Raw genomic sequence first — 17,146 nt, 5'->3', positions numbered from 1 at the left:
TCGTCAACGATCTGCCGTGAACAGGTCAACCTTTCGTCAAGTGCGGTGCGCGTGGGGAGGGGGTCGGCGTCCCGTCGCGCGGACCCGTCGGCGGGCCCCGGCGCGTTGTCGGGGCCCGCCGACGGCGCTACCGGCGGACGAGCCGGAAGGCGGCCGTGAGGGCGAGGACGGTGAGCACCAACAGGACGCCGGCCTCGACGAGTTGGACCGGGATGAGGTGGTCGGAGGGGTGGTAGCTCAGCCAGGTGCCGGTGGCCCCGTCGCACCGGTGCGTCTCGATGCACGCGACGGAACTGACCCGGCTGCCGTCGGGCATGACGGTCTTCGTGTCGACCAGCCACGCGTTGGTCGGCTGCATGGCCCTGAGCGGCGCCACCACGTCGACCGTCGGGTAGAAGGACGGTCGCGCCCAGCGGACCAGGCCGTGGACGATCGCGACCAGCGCACCGGTGAGGAACATCGCGGGCAGGGTCCGGCGCACCAACTGGCCGACCAGGACGCCCAGGGCCAGGGCGAACAGGGACCAGGCGACCGGCGCCACCCCGAGGGCCGGGTAGGTGAAGAACTGGAACGGCGGGTCGAAGGCGACCGGCCCGTGCACGATGTCCGTCCACCACACCCAGGTCATCAGCGCGGCGAGGACACCGGTGGCGGCCAGGACGGCGAGGCCGGGCACCGCGAGGCGGGCGGCCAGCCAGCGCACGGGGCTGACGGACTGGGCGCGGATCAGCCGGATCGTGCCGCGCTCGTGCTCCTGGGCCAGCAGTGGTGCGCCGACGAACACGCCGATCAGCAGCGGGACGGCGGTGACCACGGGCTGGAGCACGGAGACGAACCAGAAGTTCGGCCGGTCGATCGGGGAGAGGAGGGCCCAGCAGTGGGCGCTGTCCCAGCTCTCGGGGCTGTAGCAGCCGGTCCGGCGCAGTATGCCCACGGTGTGGCGGCAGACGACGTGGATCCAGAGCAGGTCGGCCGCGAGCAGGAGCAGCAGGGCGCCCAGGATCCAGAGCATTGGCCTGCTTTGACGGACCGTCAGCCAGAGCAGGCCGCGCAGCCGGGGGGTTCCGGAGCGGTCCGGGGTGGTGGAACCGGGGGCGGGAGCGGGCTTCGCGGGGTCGGTCAGGACGTCCGTGCTCATGCTGCCTTCTCGTCGTTCGCCGGGGTGGTGCCGGGGGCGACCGGGGCGGTGCCGGGGGCGGGCGGGGCGGGCGGGGTGCCGGGGGGCGACTGGGTCGGGGTCGACAGGGTCGGGGTCGACTCGGCCGGGGCGCGGAGGTAGCCGAGCAACAGCTCGTCCAGGCTGGGCCGTTCGCTCTCCCAGGGGCCGTCCAGCGGTTCGCCGGTGCGCACCAGCGCGGTCGCCCGGCGCCCGCCGATCCGCTGCTCGACCACCAGCTCGGGCGGGAGTTCGGTGCCCTCGGCCGGGCCGGTGAGCAGCTGGTGCCCGTCCAGGATCTCGTCCAGGTCGCCGGACAGCCGGATCCGTCCGCGCTGGACGAGCAGCAGATGGTCGATGACGCCGTCCAGCTCCGGGAGGATGTGCGAGGACACCACGATGGTCGTGCCGCGTTCGGCGGCAGTGGACATCAGGGTGCCCATGAGCTGGTGCCGGGCGAGCGGGTCGAGGTCGGCCATCGGCTCGTCGAGCAGCAGCAGGTCGGGGAGCTTGCCGAGGGCGAGCGCCAGGGAGACCCGGGTGCGCTGGCCGCCGGAGAGCGACGAGATCCGGGCCCGGAGCCGCAACTCGCCCTGGTCGACGATCTGTTCGGCGACGTCCTGGTCCCAGGCCGGATTGAGCTCGCGGCCCATCCGCAGCGTCTCGGCGACGGTGAGGCCCGGGTAGAGCGGTTTGTCCTGCGCCACGTAGGCGACCCGGGCGCGCTGCTCCGGAGTGCCGGCCGGTTCGCCGAACACCCGCAACTCACCCTCGGAGGGGTCGAGTTGGCGGGCGGCGAGGGAGAGCAGAGTGCTCTTGCCCGCGCCGTTGGGGCCCACCACGCCGCAGATCCGCCCGGTCGGGACGGTGAAGTCGCAGGCACGCAGGGCCCATTCGCCCCGGTACCGCCTGCCCAGCCCGAAGGCCTCCAGCGCCGGAGCCACGGTTGTCGGGTCGTTCACCCGGTCCCCCCACTGTTCTCGGTTCGGTGCTGCCGGGGCATGCCGGCGCCCCTCGGTTCGGTGCGGCCGGTCCCGGCGTACTTCAGTCAGTTCGGTGATGCGGGGTTCGGTGATGCCGGGTTCGGTGATGCCGGCGGAACCCCGGCGTCGAAGCGTTGCTCCAAGGCGGAGGCCATCAGCGCGGCGATGTCCTCGCGTTCCAGCCCGGCCTCCCGGGCCCGGTCCACCCAGCCGACCAGGTCCGCGCGCAGCGGTCCGTCGGCCGCCGCCTCCGGCCTGGCGAGCGAACGCCGGACGAAGGTGCCGAGCCCCGGGCGGGGCTCGACCAGTCCCTCGCGCTCGAGTTCGCGGTAGGCCTTGAGCACGGTGTTGGGGTTGATGGCGGTCAGTTCGACCACCTCGCGGGCGGTCGGCAGCTTGTCCCCGGGCTCCAGCATCCCGAGCCGCAGCGCCTGCTTGGTCTGCTGCACGATCTGCTGGTACGTGGAGACGCCACTGCGCCGATCGATGCGGTATTCGATCACGCCCGTTGCGGCCTTTCACTAGTTCAATAGTGGAATGGTGGCCCAATGCGGCGCTCGGGTCAAGCCGGGCCGGGGGCGTGTGGTCGGGGATGTGGCGGTCGGGATGTGGCGGTCGGGGTGTGGCGGGCGGGGCGTGACGTCAGGGGGCTCGCGTCACGGGCGCTTGAGGAGCAGCAGGCCGTCCCGGTCGATCAGCCGGTGGTAGCCGTGCTCCTGGTAGACCGTCAGCATCCGGGCGGTGGCGGCCGTGGCGCACGGGGACTGCACGCTCGGATCCCGCAGGTCGACGGCCACCCACTCCGGGCCGGGGTCGTTGCCGCCCGGCTCCTGGCAGACCAGGGTGACCTCTGCCCGGCTGGTGAGCTGGGCGGCCAGCCGGTTGGAGGCGGCGACCGTGGCGTCGTCGGGTATCAGGCGGAGCATCGCCCGGGTCTCGGTGAGCCGGGGCGAGGTGCGCCACGCCTCGGGCATCACCACCTCGTGCAGCGGATAGAGCGGCAGCGTCACGACCGTCACCAGGGCCGTTACGGCGAGGGCGCGGCGGATCCGGCGGGGGGTGGCGGGTTCGGCGGGGCTTTGGGCGGCGGTGGCTTCGGTGGCTTCGGTGGCGCGGGCGCGGCGGACGGCGTCGACCAGGGCGGCGAACGCGATCGGCATCAGCACCGCGCTGTAGTGGTAACTGACGCCCCAGTGGTGCGGGTTGGTCGAGAGCAGTCGCCAGGCCAGGGTGGGTACGCAGAGCAGGGCGAGCGGTGAGCGCAGGCCCAGGAAGCCGGTGGTGGCGGCGAGCAGGAACAGCAGCAGCCACTTGAGCGGCGGCCAGCCGAGGCGCAGGGGGAGGGTCCAGACCGGGGAGTGCCCGCCGCCGCCGTCCAGCTGCTGCCAGTAGTCGAAGCCCCCGTTGGGGTTGAACGCGGGCAGGACGACGAGCAGGGTGAGCGCGGTCGCGAGGACTCCGGTGACGGCGAGGGCGAGTCCGGGCAGGGGGGTGCGCCGGTCCTGGTGGGCCTGCAAGGCGATCAGCAGGCCGACGGCGCCCACCGTCAACCCCAGGTCCTCCTTGACCAGCATCAGTGGCAGCGACCAGAGCGCGGCGGCGAGCGGTCGGCGCCGGCCGAGCGCGGTGGCGGCGAAGGCGAGCAGCGGGACGGCGAACGCGATCTCGTGGAAGTCGTCGGCGGCGGCCCGGACGATCCCCCAGGAGGCCCCGGTGGCGCAGCCGACGAGCAGTGCCACCCGCGGCCCGGCCACCTCGTGTGCCCAGCGGGTGAGCGGGACGACGGCCAGCGCCATCAGCAGCGCCTGGGCGACCACCAGGGTGAGCGGGCTCGGGAACGCCCGGTAGGCGGGGGCGAGAACGGCGAGCAGCGGGTGGAAGTGGTCGCCGAGGAGGTCGTAGCCGGGCGCCTTGAGCGGCACGATCGGCGCCCGGCCGTGGGCGTACGCCCGGACGGCCTGCTCGAAGATCCCCAGGTCGAAGGCCTTGGTGAGGCCGCGCCGGTGGCGGTTGACGGCGACGCAGGTGTAGAGCGCGGCGAAGCCGGCGGCCAGGCCCCAGGCCAGTACGGCGGGGCGCCGGGGCAGGGGGACGGCTCGCAGGAGGCGGGCGGGGATCGGGAGGCGGTGGGGAGGCTTGAGCGGGGCGGTCGGGGTGGTTGGGTCGAGTGGGTTGACCGGGGTGAGGGCCACGGGCATCGGCAAAGTACCCTTTCACTATTCGAATAGTGGAAGGGTGGTGGAAGTCCGAACGGACGTCAACTCCCGGTCCGGCGCCGCCGACCGGGCCGTCGCCATGCCGTGGCGCGGCTCTGCTGAACAGCCTTGCCGGGCTGGTCAGTCGCCCTGAGCGCGGGCCCGGTGGGCGGCGGACTTGACGCGGTTCTGGCAGGCCGTGGAACAGAAGCGGCGGGTGCCGTTGCGGGAGACGTCGACGTAGACCCGGTCGCAGGCCGGCGCGGAGCAGAGGCCCAGACGGGCGGCGAACCGGCTGCCCAGGGCGGTGGCGAGGCCCAGGGCGAGGCGGGCGGCCCAGTCGGAGGCCTCATCGCCGCGGGTGCTGCGGAAGTAGAGGTGCCAGGGCTCGTCGCGGTGGCGTTCCAGTACCGGGAACGGGCGCAGGTCCGCCAGCAATGCGTTGGCGGCCTCGACCGCACGGTCCTGCTCCTCGGCCGCGAGGTGCTCGAAGACGGCCCGCAGTCCGGGCGCGAGGGCTGCCAGGCGGGTCGCCTGGGCGTCGTCGAGTGCGGTGGCGTGGCGGTCCGCCGCGCGCAGGGCGGCATTGGTCCGTTCGGCCAGCTCGGCCCCGGGCGGGGGCTGGTAGGGGCGGGTTCGGGACAGGCCCGGGGTCGCGAGGTTCACCAGGTCCGCCGCGCCCTGCACCATCGCGGTGTTGTGACTGTCGAAGTCCACTTGACCAGTCACGCATCCTTTCGTCATAGTCGTCACCGTCAAAACCGGAAACGACAGTAACGGAGTTCCGTGATCGCCGCCACCGCCACCGCCCCCGCCGCCTCGTCCGAGACCGGCCCGCGCCCATCCACCTGGTCCCGCACCTCCACCACCGGGCGGGCCCTGCTCGCCACCGTCCTGGCCACCGGCGTCACCACCTTCATGTTCCTGCCCCTGCTCGCCCTGCACCTGAGCGCTGCGGGCACCCCGGTGGGCCGCGTCGGCCTGCTGATCGGGCTGCTCTCGCTGTGCGGACAGGGCTTCTCGGTGATATCCGGCCTCCTCGTCGACCGTGTCGGCGCCCGCCACACCACCACCGCCGGCTTCGCCTGCCGCATCGCCGGCTACCTGCTGATCGCCGTCGGGGGACCGGCCCTGGTGCCCGGTATCGCGGCCGTCGGCATCGGCGGCTCCCTGTTGGTGCTGTCCGTCAAGGCCCGGCTGGTCACCGAGGCCGCAGCGCACGACGACACCCGCGGCATGCTCGCCCTGCGCTCCACCTTCGGCAACGTCGGCGTGGTCCTCGGCCCGGCCCTCGGCGCCATCGCCTACCCGCTCGGCTTCGACACCATCCTCGGCGCGGCCGTCCTCTCCCACCTCCTCCTCGGCTTCCACCTGACCTTCCTCACCAAGGACGGCAGCAAGGGCGAACCGGGCGCGCCCCAGCCCTCGACCCCCGCGCCTACGTCGGTCCCCGCCCCGATCCGCACCCCGAGCCCCGCCCGCCGCGGACCCGCCGTCCTGTTCGCCGCCGCGATCGCCTACTGGGCGATCTACAGCCAGCTCAACTCGGTCATCCCGCTCACCGCAAAGACCCTCACCGGCAGCACCGCGGCCATCTCCGTGGTCTTCACCCTCAACGGCGCCCTCGTGCTGCTGTGCCAGTACACCCTGCTGCGCCGCTTCCTCGGGCATCTGCCGCCCCGCACCTTCCTCGTCACCGGCTTCACGGCCTTCGCCCTGGCCTACCTCGCCCTGCTGCCGCAGGCCGGCTGGCTGTCCCTGCTGCTCTTCACGGTGCCGGCCACCCTCGCCGAGATGCTCATCGGACCGAGCCTGGACGAGCTGGCCGTCACCACCGCCCCCCACCACCGCACGGGCCGCGCCCTCGGCCTCCTCGGCCTGGCCGGCGCCATCGGCTCCCCCCTCGGTGCCGTTCTGGGCACCCGTCTGCTCCAGTCCCTGCAGGGCGGCCCCGGCGTCTGGCTCACCGTCACCGTCGCTGCAGCCCTGGCTGCTGCCGCCTGCCTCCTCCTCCCGCCCCAGCGCCGGTGACCGCGCCCCCGCCCGGGGGGTGCGGTCCCGAATCTCGACGGCTCTCAGCGGGTCTCAGCGGGCGAGTGGCGGGCTCATCCGGACTTCCTGGCCGCAGACGGTGACCTCCGCCGGCTTGCCGCCTTGGTCCACCACCGGAACCCGTACGGCAGCGCCCCCGCCCGGTGCGGTCACCTCGGCGGCACCGGCGGTGACCAGGGGGTTGCAGTTACCGCTGTCCGGCCCCTTGCCGTTCATCTCCGAGTAGCGCAGCGCGATCACCGCCCCCTTGCCCGGGCCCAGCGTCACCGCGGCGGGGCTGCCCTTCCCGACGCCAGTGGCCTGCGGGCCCTTGCCCTGGTGGAACTCCAGCTTCGGATAGCCGGCCAGGGTGCAGCCCCGGGAGCCGGAGTTGACGGCGACGAGCTCGGCGTTCGGCGCGTCGGCCGTGCCGTCCCCGCCTCCGGAGCCGAGCCGGGTGATGGTCCACTTCAGCTCCGTGGCACGGCACTTGGCGCTGCTCGAGCCGGCTGGGTCGGACGGCGCCCCGGAGGGCGAGGAGGTCGAGGAGATCGAGGAAGCGGACGGGTCGGAGGTCGGCGTGGTGGACCGGCCCGTAGTCGGCGCGGCGGACACCGTCGCCGACCCGGCGGCCTTCGGCGGGTCGGCCGAGTCGTCGGAACCGCAGGCCGTCAGGCCGAATCCGGCCAGCACCGCGGACACGGAAACCGTCAACAGGAAGCGCGAGCGCATGGATCCCCCCGGATCGTCAGGACAGCCGACGGGCCGCCCCTGCCGGCCCCGGCTGCGCATCGTCAGGGCTGAAGACACCGGGAATGACCGACCGGTTGCGCCGGAGCGACATGGGGATGTCCCACCGTGGTCCCCGAGCACGGATGCATCGCCCTCCTCGCCGCCGGGTCCGGCCTGACGGCGAGCGCCTTCAGTCGATCTGCCAATCGGCCAAGGCGAATTCCCCGGGAAGAACAGGTGGCGCGTGCAGCGGCTGTTCCCATCGAGACCCCACATGTCGCCGTGTGCTGTGCTCAGGTCGATGCACCATCAGATGCCGCACCCAAGGGTCACAAGTGGCAGGACGTGCGGCGGGCGGTCCACCTCGTAGTCGGGGTGTGGTGACGACACCTCCCGGTAGAGCAAGAGAAGGGATCTCTCGTCGCTGTACCACTTGCCCGTGTCGGTGAGAGAGACGATTCCGGAGCCAACTCCGAATCCACCGTTGGCGACTTCGCAGTAGATCCTTCGCGGCAGCGGCGGCATCGGGCACCCGACCGTGACTTCGAACTCGTCCGCGGCCTCGACGGGTGCGGGCAACTCGTTGCGGTCCGCGAACTCTCGGATCCTGGCTACGATCTCGTCGTCGGTCCAGGCCACAGCAGCTGTCGTGGTCGGAACGGTAGAGCACGCCGCCGACAGTTCGCGCCGAGTCATGGCTGGCTACGCGGAGCCGCACGGCGAGAGTTCCGGGAAGCCGCCGTGGTGATCTCCAGGTCGTCAGCAGGACACGCTTGCGGAGGAGGTCGAGCTCGGCGCGGCCGAATATCAGGGCGCCCGCGATCGCGTCCGCCGCTGCGGCGGGGGCGTCGACGGGAACGGCCGGTCCCCGGGTGGCACGCGCCGTCAGGCGTTGCGGCTGCTCAGGCGGGCGGCTGGGCGGGCCCGGCGTGTTGGGCGAGCCGGTTCAGGCGTCGGGCGTCGGGGCTGCCCGGCTCGGCCGTGCCGACCAGGAGGTGCTGACCGGGCGCGGCCTGGACGTCGAAGGTCTGGTAGCCGAGGGTCAGCTGCCCGACTCGTGGATGGCGGAAGGTCTTGCTCCGGCTCCCGAGCCGGCCGACGTCCTGGCGGCTCCACAGTGCCGCGAAGTCCTCGCTGTCCGCGCGCAGGCCGTCGACCAGGGTGGCGGTGCGAGGGTCCTGCCGGTCGTGGCCGTGGGCCAGTCGCAGCGCGGCGACGGTGTCGCGGGCCACGGCGGGCCAGTCGGCGAACAGGTCCCGGGCCGCCGGGTCGCAGAACAGGGAGCGGACCATGCCGCGCCGGTCCGCGAGCGGGGAGAGCAGGGCGTCGGCGAGTGCGTTCGAGGCGAGGACGTCCAGTCGCCGGTTGACCACGTACGCCACCGCCGACGGGAACGCGTCCATCAGGCGCAGCAGTTCAGGTGCGACCAACTCCTCGCCCGGGGTCTGGGCGGGGGCGCTCGGCACCAGCCCGGCGAGGCGGTAGGCGTGCCAGCAGGCGTCGGATCCGAGGTTCAGGGCCCGCGCGAGGGCGTCCACGACCTGGCCGGAGGGATGCCGCTCGCGGCCCTGCTCCAGCCGGGTGTAGTAGTCGGCGCTGACTCCCGCCAGGACGGCGACCTCCTCGCGCCGCAGTCCGCTCACCCGGCGGCCCCGGGAGGTCGGCAGCCCCACGTCGGCCGGGCTGAGCCGGGAGCGGCGCGCCAGGAGGAATTCGCCCAGTTCGTAGCGGCTCATCCCTTGATCGTACGTCGCCGGTTCCTGGGAGCGGCGCACCCAGGAAGACCCGTCCTGCCGCCTGCGCACGATCGGAAACATGCTGGTGGCACGGGCCGGCGCACCTCCGGTCCGCGCCGTCCCGAAGGGATCATCGCCATGCTCTGCCCGTCCACCGCGTCCGATTCGAAGGTGGTCCTGATCACCGGTGCCAGCAGCGGCATCGGCGAGGCCGCCGCCCGACTGCTCGCCGCCGACGGCCATCACGTCGTCCTCGGGGCGCGGCGCACCGAACAGCTCGCCGCCCTCGCCGAGTCCATCGAGGCCGGGGCGGGCAGCGCCCTCCCGCACCTGCTGGACGTGACCGACCCGGCAAGCGTGCAGTCCTTCGTCGAGGCTGCCCACGACCGTTACGGGCGGGTCGACGTCCTGGTCAACAACGCCGGCGTGATGCCGCTGTCGCGGCTGGACGCGCTGCGGATCGACGAGTGGAACCGCATGATCGACGTGAACCTGCGCGGGGTCCTGCACGGCATTGCGGCCGTTCTGCCGATCATGCGCGCCCAACGCGGCGGACACATCGTGAACATCGCCTCGGTGTCCGGTCTTCGGGTCGATCCGACCGCGGCCGTCTACAGCGCCACCAAGCACGCCGTCCGGGCCCTGTCGGAGGGGCTGCGCCAGGAGAGCCGGGAACTGCGGGTGACCGTGATCAGCCCGGGCCTGACCCGCAGCGAGCTGACCGGGTCCATCGGCGACAGCGCCGTCCGGGAGGCGGTGGAGGGACAGATGGGCATCGCGATCCCCGCCGCCGCGATCGCCGAGGCGATCCGTTACGCGATCGACCAGCCGGCCGAGGTGGACGTCAACGAACTCGTCGTCCGGCCCACGGCCCAGGGGTGAGGGGCCGGCGCACCGTCAGGTCCGAACGGCCTTGCCAGCGCTGGCACATGGGGGTTCGCGTGCTCATGGCGACTGTTACAGGACAGTGACGTTCCGCACACAACCGGTGGCGCCGAGTAGGACGTCCTTCAGATGACAGCATCCGAATCGCACCGACCGTGCCTTCGGACCGAACGACCACCTCCCCTGAAAGGGGTGCACCCGTGATCGTCTCCAAGCGGAACTCCATGCGCCTGGCCGCCGTCGCCACCCTCGGCACGCTGCTCCTCGGAGCGGCGGGCACCGCCATGGCCGCCACCCCGGCCGCCCCGGCCGTCGCCGCGACCCCGGTCGCCGCCTCCGCGCCCGCGCCCGCGCCTGCGCCTGCGGTCGCGTCCGCCTCCATCACCGCCAAGCCGTCGGTCGCCTCGGTCAACGCCTGGCAGCTGTTCCGGGTCACCGGCGCCACCAGCGGCCTCAAGGCCGGCAGCACGGTGACCCTCCAGCAGAAGCAGCACGGCAAGTGGGTCACCCTGCCGGCTTCCGTGCAGACCACCCGCAACGGCTCCTACTCGCTCGGCGTCAAGCTCGGCATCAAGGGCCTGAACGAGCTGCGGATCATCAGCGGGAACACCGCCTCGCCGGTGTTCACCGTGACCGTGCGCTGACCCGCGCTCCACTGAGCGGGTAAGCGCCGACGCTTGATCCGTGGCGCGGGGGCGGGGGCAGCCCGCCCGTACCGTGCGTCTCCCGGCGGCCCGCCGCGTGCAACCTCCTTGCACGCGGCGGGCCGCCGGCGTTCCCGGTGACGGCACCGTGCCTCGGCGGTGGCGGTGGCGGTGGCGGTGGCCGTGGCGGTCGGGCCGGCTGCGCATCCCGATCGCCTCCGCTGGTCCCGGGGGGCGCGTGTCAGTCCTCGCGGACGGCGTAGGAGCCGAGTGCGCCCTCCAGTCGGTCGAAGGCCCGGACGGCCGAGGGGTGTACGGCGGCGGCGATGGTGGGGTGGTCCTCGCCCGCCAGGGTGCGGCGGAAGATCTCGGCGAGCACGGCCCGGTCGACGGCGGCGAGCAGGGCGGCGGCGACCCTGCTCTCGAAGTCGACGGGTATCGCGTGCACGGCTTCGGCGAGGGCCTCGGCGAGTGCGGCCTCGCCCTGGTCGTTCAGCTCCCGGAGCCGGGCACCGAGGGCGGGGCTCTCGGCGATGGTCCGGGCGAAGTCCGGGCCGGAGAAGCCGAGTCGGGGGTCGTGGCGGTCGAGCCCGGCCAGGCATTCGCGGCGGAGCGCGGCGAGGGCGGACTCGCCGGGGGCGCGCTGGACGACGGCGCGGGCGAGCCGGTCGGCGAGTTCCTCGTGCAGGTCGAAGAAGAGGTCCTCCTTGCGCGGGAAGTGGTTGGTGACGGTCATCTTGGCGACCCCGGCGGCGGTCGCGACCTCGGCGATGGTCGTCCGGTCGAAGCCGCGCTCGATGAAGAGCCTGGTCGCGGCGTGCGAGATCGCCTCACGGGTGCGGCGCTTGTTGAGCTCGCGGAGGTTCGGAGCGGTCCCGGTGTCGGTCATGGCAGCGAGCCTAGCGCAGTTCGCTGGGTCGGTCACAGTAATTAGGCTTGACCTAATCAGTGGGTCCGTCCTAAGTTCTTCCCAGGCAGTCGGAGCGGCTGCCGGAGGAGCGAGCCAGGGGAGGGCACATGACCATCTCGGTCACGAAGAAGGGCGGGCCGGGGGCGGCCGGGGCGATGCGGCCGGAGCCGTTGCCGCCGGGCCTGATGAAGATGGGCGTGGTGCTCGCGCTGGGCCCGATCCTGGCCCTGCTGGACACCACGATCGTCAATGTCGGCATCGACGCCGTCACGCGTGACCTGCACAGCTCGATGGCGGCGGTGCAGTGGGTGGCGACGGGGTACTTGCTGGCGATATCCCTGACCATGCCGCTCTCGGGCTGGGCGGTCGGCCGGTTCGGGGCCCGGCGGGCCTGGCTGGCCTCGGTGGTGCTGTTCGTGCTCGGATCCGCGCTGTGCGGCCTGGCCTGGTCGACGGGCAGCCTGATCGCCTTCCGGGTGGTGCAGGGCATCGGCGGCGGGATGATCCAGCCGCTGGGGCAGGCGATCATGGTGCAGGCGGCCGGGCCGTCCCGGATCGGTCGGGTGATGGGCACCCTGCTGCTCCCGATCAGCCTGGCCCCGGTCCTGGGGCCGATCCTCGGCGGGCTGGTGCTGGAGCACCTGGACTGGCGCTGGATGTTCCTGCTGAACGTGCCGGTGGGGCTGTTGACGGTGCTGCTGGCAGCCCGGTGGCTCCCCGCCGCGGACCGGTCCGGACTCCCGGCGCCCCGGCTGGACGTGACGGGTCTGGCGCTGCTGTCGCCGGGGCTGACGGCTCTGGTCTACGGCCTCGCCACGATCGGTGCGGGCGGTGCGGCCGGTCCGGTGGCGGTCGCGGCGGGGGCGGTGCTGCTGGTGGCCTACGGGTGGCACGCGCTGCGGGTCGGGCGTCGCGAGGGTCGGGCGCCGCTGATCGACCTGCGGCTGTTCGCCCGGCGGGGCTTCGCGGTGGCGACGGCGAACAGCTTCCTGCAGGGCGCCGTGCTGTACAGCTCGATGTTCCTGGTGCCGCTCTACTACCAGCAGGTGGAGCACACCGGAGCGGTGGCGGCCGGGCTGCTGCTCGCGCCGCAGGCGCTCGGCACGGCGGTCACCTCGCTGATCTCCGGCCGAATAGCCGACCGGTTCGCGCCGCGCCCGCTGATCCTGATCGGCATCGGCTGCTCGCTGCTCGGCACCCTCGCCTTCACCCAGCTGGGCCGTGGGGCCGGCCCGGCGGACTGGCTGGTCGTCGGCTCGCTGGCGCTGCGCGGAGTGGGCATGGGGATCGTCGTGATCCCCGGCATGGCGGCGGTGTACAGCAGCGTCGACAAGGCCCAGGTGCCTGCAGCCGCCGGAGCGGTGAACGTGCTCAACCGGCTCGGCGGGGCGCTCGGCACGGCGGTGCTGACCCTGGTGCTCCAGCAGGCGCAGACGGGGCACCCGGGCAGTGCCGGGGCGGCCTTCGGTACGACCTTCTGGTGGGTGCTGGCCCTGTCGGCACTCTCCATCGCGCCGGCCCTGCTCTACCCGGGCACCGCTCGCAAGTCGGCCTGACCAGGCCCTAACCAGAGATCATTCTGCAGTTCCCCTTCCGAACTCATGACCTTGGAGGCATCTGTGTTCACCAAGCACCCAGGCGGCCTACGTCTGCTCACCGTGCACGCCCACCCCGATGACGAATCCAGCAAGGGGGCGGCCACCCTTGCCCGGTACGCACTGGAGGGCGTGGACGTCCTGGTCGCGACCTGTACCGGCGGAGAGCGCGGTTCGGTGCTCAACCCGGCGCTGGACCGCCCGGAGGTCCGCGCCGACCTCACCCGGATCCGGCGTGAGGAGATGGCGGCCGCGCGTGAAATCCTCGGCGTGCGCCAGCAGTTCCTCGGTTTCGTCGACTCCGGGATGCCGGGCCCGGACGAACCGCTGCCCGACGACTGCTTCGCCGCCCAGCCGGTGGAGGCCGCGGCGGCGCCGCTGGTCGAGCTGATCCGGGAGTTCCGTCCACACGTCCTGATCACCTACGACGAGACCGGCGGGTACCCGCACCCGGACCATGTGATGACCCACAAGGTCGCCGTGGAGGCCTTCGAGGCCGCAGCGGACCCGGCGCGCTACCCGGACGCCGGCGAACCCTGGCAGACGGCGAAGCTCTACTACCACCTGGCGCTCTCCCGGCCTTGGTTCCAGGCGCTGCACGACGCCATGACGGAGCGCGGGATCGACTCGGCGATGGGCGAGTTGCTCGCCGGGTGGCCCGACACCCCACCCGCCCTGGCGACCACCACCCGGATCGCCTGTGCCGAGCAGTTCGCCGTCCGGGACGCGGCGATGCTGGCGCACGCCACCCAGGTCCAGCCCGGCGTCGCGTTCATGGCCCACCCGCGGGACATCGAACGCGAGGTCTGGCCGACCGAGGACTACTACCTGGCGCGCAGCTTCGTCGCAGGGTCCGACGGGCCCAACGGTCCCGACGGCTCTGGCAGGGCGGCCGGCGCCGGTGAGGCAGGTGCTGTCGAGACCGACCTGTTCGCGGGGCTACGGGTGGGCCGGGGAGCCGGGGAGGAGGCGCGATGAGTGGGGAATGAGGAAGAAGCCGGGCGGGGCGGCCCATGGCCCCGGGTCGGGGAAGGGTGTGGGTGTGGGCGGGGGAGGGCTTGAGTCGGGCCTTCGGAGAGGGCAGGTTGATCTCATGACGAATACTCAGCCCGCCGCAGCGCCCGCCCCAGCCCCAGCCGAGCAGCAGCGCCCGGCCGTCCAGGAACAGCGCACCCGGACCCACACCTGGACGCCCGGTCCGCCGATCGCCGAGTTCTCACACCTCACCGGTGAGGAGATCCTGTCGGAGTGGATCGCCGGGCGGCTCCCGGAGCCTTCGATCTGCAGCACGATGGGGTTCCACCTGACCGAGGCGAAGCGGGGGACGGCGGTGTTCGAGGGGGAGTTGGGGGACCACCTCCTCAACCCGATGAACACCGTGCACGGCGGGTACCTGGCCACTCTGCTCGACTCGGCGCTCGGCTGCGCCGTGCTGAGCACGCTGCCCGCCGGGGTCGGGTACACCACCACCCAGCTGAACATCCACATGCTGCGCCCGCTGTTCGCCGACTCGGAACTGCTGCGCTGCGAGGGTGTGGTGCTGCACTCGGGGCGGACGATGGCGACGGCGGAGGCCAAGGTGCTCGGTACGGAGTCCGGCAAGCTCTATGCCCACGCCACCACCACCTGCGCGATCCTGATGCCCCGGCCGTCGGCCTGACGGTATCGACCCGAACACCTTTGAGGAACCGGGGGAGCCGGGAGCTGTGGGCGCTCAGAGCGCCGCCAGCACCCCGCAGAGCGCGAGGAGGCCGCAGATGCCGAAGTTGATCAGCTTGTGCGAGAGGAAGATCGCCGCGAACTCGCGGATGGTCGCGCTCGGCCAGTAGTACCGGGCGGTGGGCGAGCCGAAGACGTGCCCGTTGACGCCGGTCTTGCGGGCAGTCAACGCCGCCCGGAAGGCGTGGAAGTTGTTGGTCACCACGACGCAGTGGTAGTCGGGCTTGGCCTGCTCCATGATGGCCCTGCTGAAGAGCAGGTTCTCCTCGGTGGTGCGCGAGCGGTCCTCCCGCTCGATGTGCTCGGCCGGGAAGCCGCGTTCGACCAGGTAGTCGGCCATCGCGTGGGACTCCGGCAGGTTCTCGTCCGGGCCCTGGCCGCCCGAGGTGATCAGCACCGGCGGGTTGCCGCGTGCGGCCTGGGCCTCGTACACCTCACGACCCCGGTTGAGCCGGCTGGCCAGCAGCGGGGGGACGCGCTCGCCGCCGATCAGCCCGGAGCCGAGGACGACCACGAAGTCCACGTCCCGGCGCGGCCGGTGGCGGCCGTACAGGAAGGCGTAGCCGACGAAGCAGACGAAGAGGAAGGAGATGTAGCCGACCACCAGGACGGCGGTGCCCGCCAGGATGGCGAGCCGCGGTGAGTGGGTGACGAGGGCGGCGCCCAGCAGCGCGATGACGGCGATGATGCCGAGCCCGGCCAGTAGGGACAGCAGGTTGGCCGGGCGGGTGCCCTCCTTGCGGATCATCGTCACGCCGTTGGCGAGCAGGAACCAGACCAGGGCCACCGTTCCGACGGTGGGCAGCAGGATGATCGCCACCGCCGCGAGCTCCGCCACCAGCGTGGGTGCCTTGCGGAGTTCGGCGAGCAGGGCGAGGGAGAGGAGTGAGACGGCGATGCCGAGCAGGACGGCGTTGCTGAACTGGCGGCGGTCGCGCAGCACCCCGATTCCGAACAGCAGGAAGAACAGGGCGGCTGGGGCGTAGGCGAGCATGGGTCGTATCGTAGGGGGAGCCGACGTGTAGATCATTCGTACGAACAGCCCGGACGCTGCAGGCACCGCAGGGTCCCGGCCCCACGGTGCCCGGGGTATCCGCCGACGGCTCCCGCCTACTTCAGCAGGAAGTCGTACACCGCCTGCCGTCCGGCCGGGTTCGCCGCGCGGTTCTGCACCGAGTGCGCCGCCCCGGGCACGATCACGATCTGCGGGTGGTGCGCCGACTGGGCCTGCTGGTACAGCAGTTCGTACGGTGTGGCGATGTCCCGGTCGCCGCCGAGCAGGAGCACCGGGACGTCGGGCAGCTTGCGGTGCGCCGAGGGCACCGGCGGCACGGGCTCGCGCGGCCAGTCGAGGCAGACCAGGAGGCTGCCGAGCCCGGTCGCGGTCGCCGGGTCGAACGGCCAGGTCTGTTCGGCGGTGAGCCGCTGCCGGGTGCGCTCCAGGGCGGCCGCGCGGCCCGCGACCGGGGTGTCGGTGCTGCCCCAGGGGAAGCGGGCGTCGGCGCACACGGTGGCGGAGTGCAGCCCCTGGCTGAGGTCCTCGGCCGGGGCGGCGTCGACGACCTGGTGGACAAGGGCGAAGAAGTCCTGGAGCTTCGCGGGCTGCCCGGCAGCGGCCTCGTGCAGGATCTCCGGGACGCCGCCGAAGTCCGGGTCGATGAACTCGTAGCCGGTGAGCGCGCTGAGGATCTGCGCCCCGTTGCCGTAGCGCCGGACGGTGGCGGCGAGGTCGGCGGCCGGGTCGGTGGTGCAGCCGGTGGCCCGGCAGGCGGCCCGCAGGACCCGGGCGCTCGCGGGCATCGCGGCCAGGTCGAGCGGGTCGAAACCGCTTTGGGGCGCCACCGAGTCGAGCACCAGCCGCGCCACCCGGGAGGGGTGGGCGAGGGCGTAGCGCTCGGCGACGATGGTGCCGTAGGAGACGCCGTCCAGAGTGAGGCGCCGGGCGCCGAGGGCGCGGCGCAGCAGGTCGATGTCGGCGACGGTGTCCGCCGTGCTGTAGTGGCGGGCGTTCGGGCCGAGGGCAGTGGCGCAGTCGGCGATGGACTGCTTGCGGGGCACGGCGAGGTCGGAGGAGCCCATGTCCTCCTGGAGGCCGGGGCACTGGAGTGCGCCCCGGCCGGTGCCGCGCTGGTCGAACACCACCAGGCGGTAGTCCTTGAGGACGGGCTCCAGCTTGCCCGCCATCCGTCGGATCGAGGAGACGCTGGACTGACCCGGGCCGCCGGAGAGGAACAGCAAGTCGCCCCTGGGCGCCGTGGTGTTGCCGGTGAGGGCCACCTCGAGGTCGAGGGTGCCGGGGGTGGCGCCGCTGTGGTCGAGCGGGACGGTGAGGGTCCCGCAGATGAACTCGGGTGCGTCCGGGCAGGGCGCCTGTCCGGTGATCCCGCCGGAGCGGTCCGGTCCGGCCGTGGCTGCGAAGCCGACCCCTGGGGTGGCCAGGGTGGTGCCGGCGATCACCGCGACGGCTCCCAGCAGAGCGGTGACACGGCCGCGTGTGCTCGTCATGTTCGTCCTTCCGCTCGCGCCGCGCCCGTGCTGACGCGGTCACGCGACCAGCCTG

General features: G+C 72.8%; 17 protein-coding genes. 6 read left to right on the top strand and 11 right to left on the bottom strand.

Annotated features, from left to right (window positions below; all coding sequences use genetic code 11):
* Positions 1 to 127 precede the first annotated feature (127 nt).
* The 5 genes from ACFVXG_RS03375 to ACFVXG_RS03355 form a co-directional block, all read right to left on the bottom strand.
* A complete protein-coding gene (locus ACFVXG_RS03375) occupies positions 128 to 1,138 on the bottom strand; it encodes an ABC transporter permease (RefSeq protein ID WP_387923805.1) in 1,011 nt (336 codons plus the stop codon).
* On the bottom strand, positions 1,135 to 2,118 hold the full coding sequence (locus ACFVXG_RS03370; protein WP_387923803.1) for an ABC transporter ATP-binding protein: 984 nt from the start codon (positions 2,116 to 2,118) through the stop codon (positions 1,135 to 1,137). Before ACFVXG_RS03370 ends, ACFVXG_RS03375 begins: the two co-directional genes overlap by 4 nt.
* A gap of 86 nt (positions 2,119 to 2,204) precedes the next feature.
* Complete coding sequence (locus ACFVXG_RS03365; protein ID WP_387923801.1) at positions 2,205 to 2,642, bottom strand: GntR family transcriptional regulator; 438 nt, start codon at positions 2,640 to 2,642, stop codon at positions 2,205 to 2,207.
* Positions 2,643 to 2,795: 153 nt separating this feature from the next.
* Positions 2,796 to 4,337, bottom strand: a complete 1,542-nt coding sequence (locus ACFVXG_RS03360) for a DUF2079 domain-containing protein (protein WP_387923800.1) — start codon at positions 4,335 to 4,337, stop codon at positions 2,796 to 2,798.
* 138 nt (positions 4,338 to 4,475) lie between these two features.
* Positions 4,476 to 5,063 (bottom strand): CGNR zinc finger domain-containing protein, encoded by a 588-nt coding sequence (locus tag ACFVXG_RS03355; protein WP_387923798.1) that lies wholly within the window; start codon positions 5,061 to 5,063, stop codon positions 4,476 to 4,478.
* Between the two features lie 57 nt (positions 5,064 to 5,120).
* Between ACFVXG_RS03355 and ACFVXG_RS03350 the strand changes: the two genes are divergently transcribed.
* Complete coding sequence (locus tag ACFVXG_RS03350; protein ID WP_387923796.1) at positions 5,121 to 6,365, top strand: MFS transporter; 1,245 nt, start codon at positions 5,121 to 5,123, stop codon at positions 6,363 to 6,365.
* A 54-nt stretch (positions 6,366 to 6,419) separates the two neighbouring features.
* Here the strand turns inward: ACFVXG_RS03350 and ACFVXG_RS03345 are convergent, their stop codons facing one another.
* From ACFVXG_RS03345 to ACFVXG_RS03335, 3 genes are all read right to left on the bottom strand, one after another.
* Positions 6,420 to 7,097 (bottom strand): DUF4232 domain-containing protein, encoded by a 678-nt coding sequence (locus ACFVXG_RS03345; RefSeq protein ID WP_387923794.1) that lies wholly within the window; start codon positions 7,095 to 7,097, stop codon positions 6,420 to 6,422.
* A gap of 309 nt (positions 7,098 to 7,406) precedes the next feature.
* Positions 7,407 to 7,736, bottom strand: coding sequence for a hypothetical protein (locus ACFVXG_RS03340; protein ID WP_387923793.1), 330 nt, complete (start codon positions 7,734 to 7,736; stop codon positions 7,407 to 7,409).
* A 263-nt stretch (positions 7,737 to 7,999) separates the two neighbouring features.
* Entirely contained in the window at positions 8,000 to 8,833 is an 834-nt protein-coding gene (locus tag ACFVXG_RS03335; protein WP_387923791.1) for a helix-turn-helix domain-containing protein, read from the bottom strand.
* Positions 8,834 to 8,971: 138 nt separating this feature from the next.
* On the opposite strand from ACFVXG_RS03335, the gene ACFVXG_RS03330 reads away from it, so the two are divergent.
* Both ACFVXG_RS03330 and ACFVXG_RS03325 read left to right on the top strand, forming a co-directional pair.
* The gene (locus ACFVXG_RS03330) at positions 8,972 to 9,715 is read left to right on the top strand and encodes an SDR family oxidoreductase (RefSeq protein WP_387923789.1); all 744 of its coding nucleotides are present in this window, start codon (positions 8,972 to 8,974) and stop codon (positions 9,713 to 9,715) included.
* Between the two features lie 203 nt (positions 9,716 to 9,918).
* Positions 9,919 to 10,362, top strand: a complete 444-nt coding sequence (locus ACFVXG_RS03325; protein ID WP_387923787.1) for a hypothetical protein — start codon at positions 9,919 to 9,921, stop codon at positions 10,360 to 10,362.
* Between the two features lie 241 nt (positions 10,363 to 10,603).
* Here the strand turns inward: ACFVXG_RS03325 and ACFVXG_RS03320 are convergent, their stop codons facing one another.
* The gene (locus ACFVXG_RS03320; RefSeq protein WP_387923786.1) at positions 10,604 to 11,251 is read right to left on the bottom strand and encodes a TetR/AcrR family transcriptional regulator; all 648 of its coding nucleotides are present in this window, start codon (positions 11,249 to 11,251) and stop codon (positions 10,604 to 10,606) included.
* A 128-nt stretch (positions 11,252 to 11,379) separates the two neighbouring features.
* Here ACFVXG_RS03320 and ACFVXG_RS03315 point away from each other — a divergent pair, with 128 nt between their 5' ends.
* The 3 genes from ACFVXG_RS03315 to ACFVXG_RS03305 all read left to right on the top strand — a co-directional run bounded on the left by ACFVXG_RS03315 (position 11,380) and on the right by ACFVXG_RS03305 (position 14,527).
* Positions 11,380 to 12,828 (top strand): MDR family MFS transporter, encoded by a 1,449-nt coding sequence (locus tag ACFVXG_RS03315; RefSeq protein ID WP_387923784.1) that lies wholly within the window; start codon positions 11,380 to 11,382, stop codon positions 12,826 to 12,828.
* Positions 12,829 to 12,891: 63 nt separating this feature from the next.
* Complete coding sequence (gene mca / locus ACFVXG_RS03310) at positions 12,892 to 13,845, top strand: mycothiol conjugate amidase Mca (protein ID WP_387923782.1); 954 nt, start codon at positions 12,892 to 12,894, stop codon at positions 13,843 to 13,845.
* A 115-nt stretch (positions 13,846 to 13,960) separates the two neighbouring features.
* Positions 13,961 to 14,527, top strand: coding sequence for a PaaI family thioesterase (locus tag ACFVXG_RS03305; RefSeq protein WP_387923781.1), 567 nt, complete (start codon positions 13,961 to 13,963; stop codon positions 14,525 to 14,527).
* 54 nt (positions 14,528 to 14,581) lie between these two features.
* Here ACFVXG_RS03305 and ACFVXG_RS03300 read toward each other — a convergent pair whose 3' ends face one another.
* Together ACFVXG_RS03300 and ACFVXG_RS03295 are read right to left on the bottom strand one after the other, a co-directional pair.
* Positions 14,582 to 15,580 carry a YdcF family protein gene (locus tag ACFVXG_RS03300; RefSeq protein ID WP_387923779.1) on the bottom strand — a complete coding sequence of 333 codons (999 nt, stop codon included), beginning with the start codon at positions 15,578 to 15,580 and terminating at the stop codon, positions 14,582 to 14,584.
* 116 nt (positions 15,581 to 15,696) lie between these two features.
* Complete coding sequence (locus ACFVXG_RS03295) at positions 15,697 to 17,091, bottom strand: alpha/beta hydrolase (protein WP_387923778.1); 1,395 nt, start codon at positions 17,089 to 17,091, stop codon at positions 15,697 to 15,699.
* Positions 17,092 to 17,146 lie beyond the last annotated feature (55 nt).

Source organism: Kitasatospora sp. NPDC058162, from assembly GCF_042884005.1.
Lineage (GTDB): Bacteria > Actinomycetota > Actinomycetes > Streptomycetales > Streptomycetaceae > Kitasatospora.
This window is presented reverse-complemented; position numbering and strand designations above follow the sequence as displayed.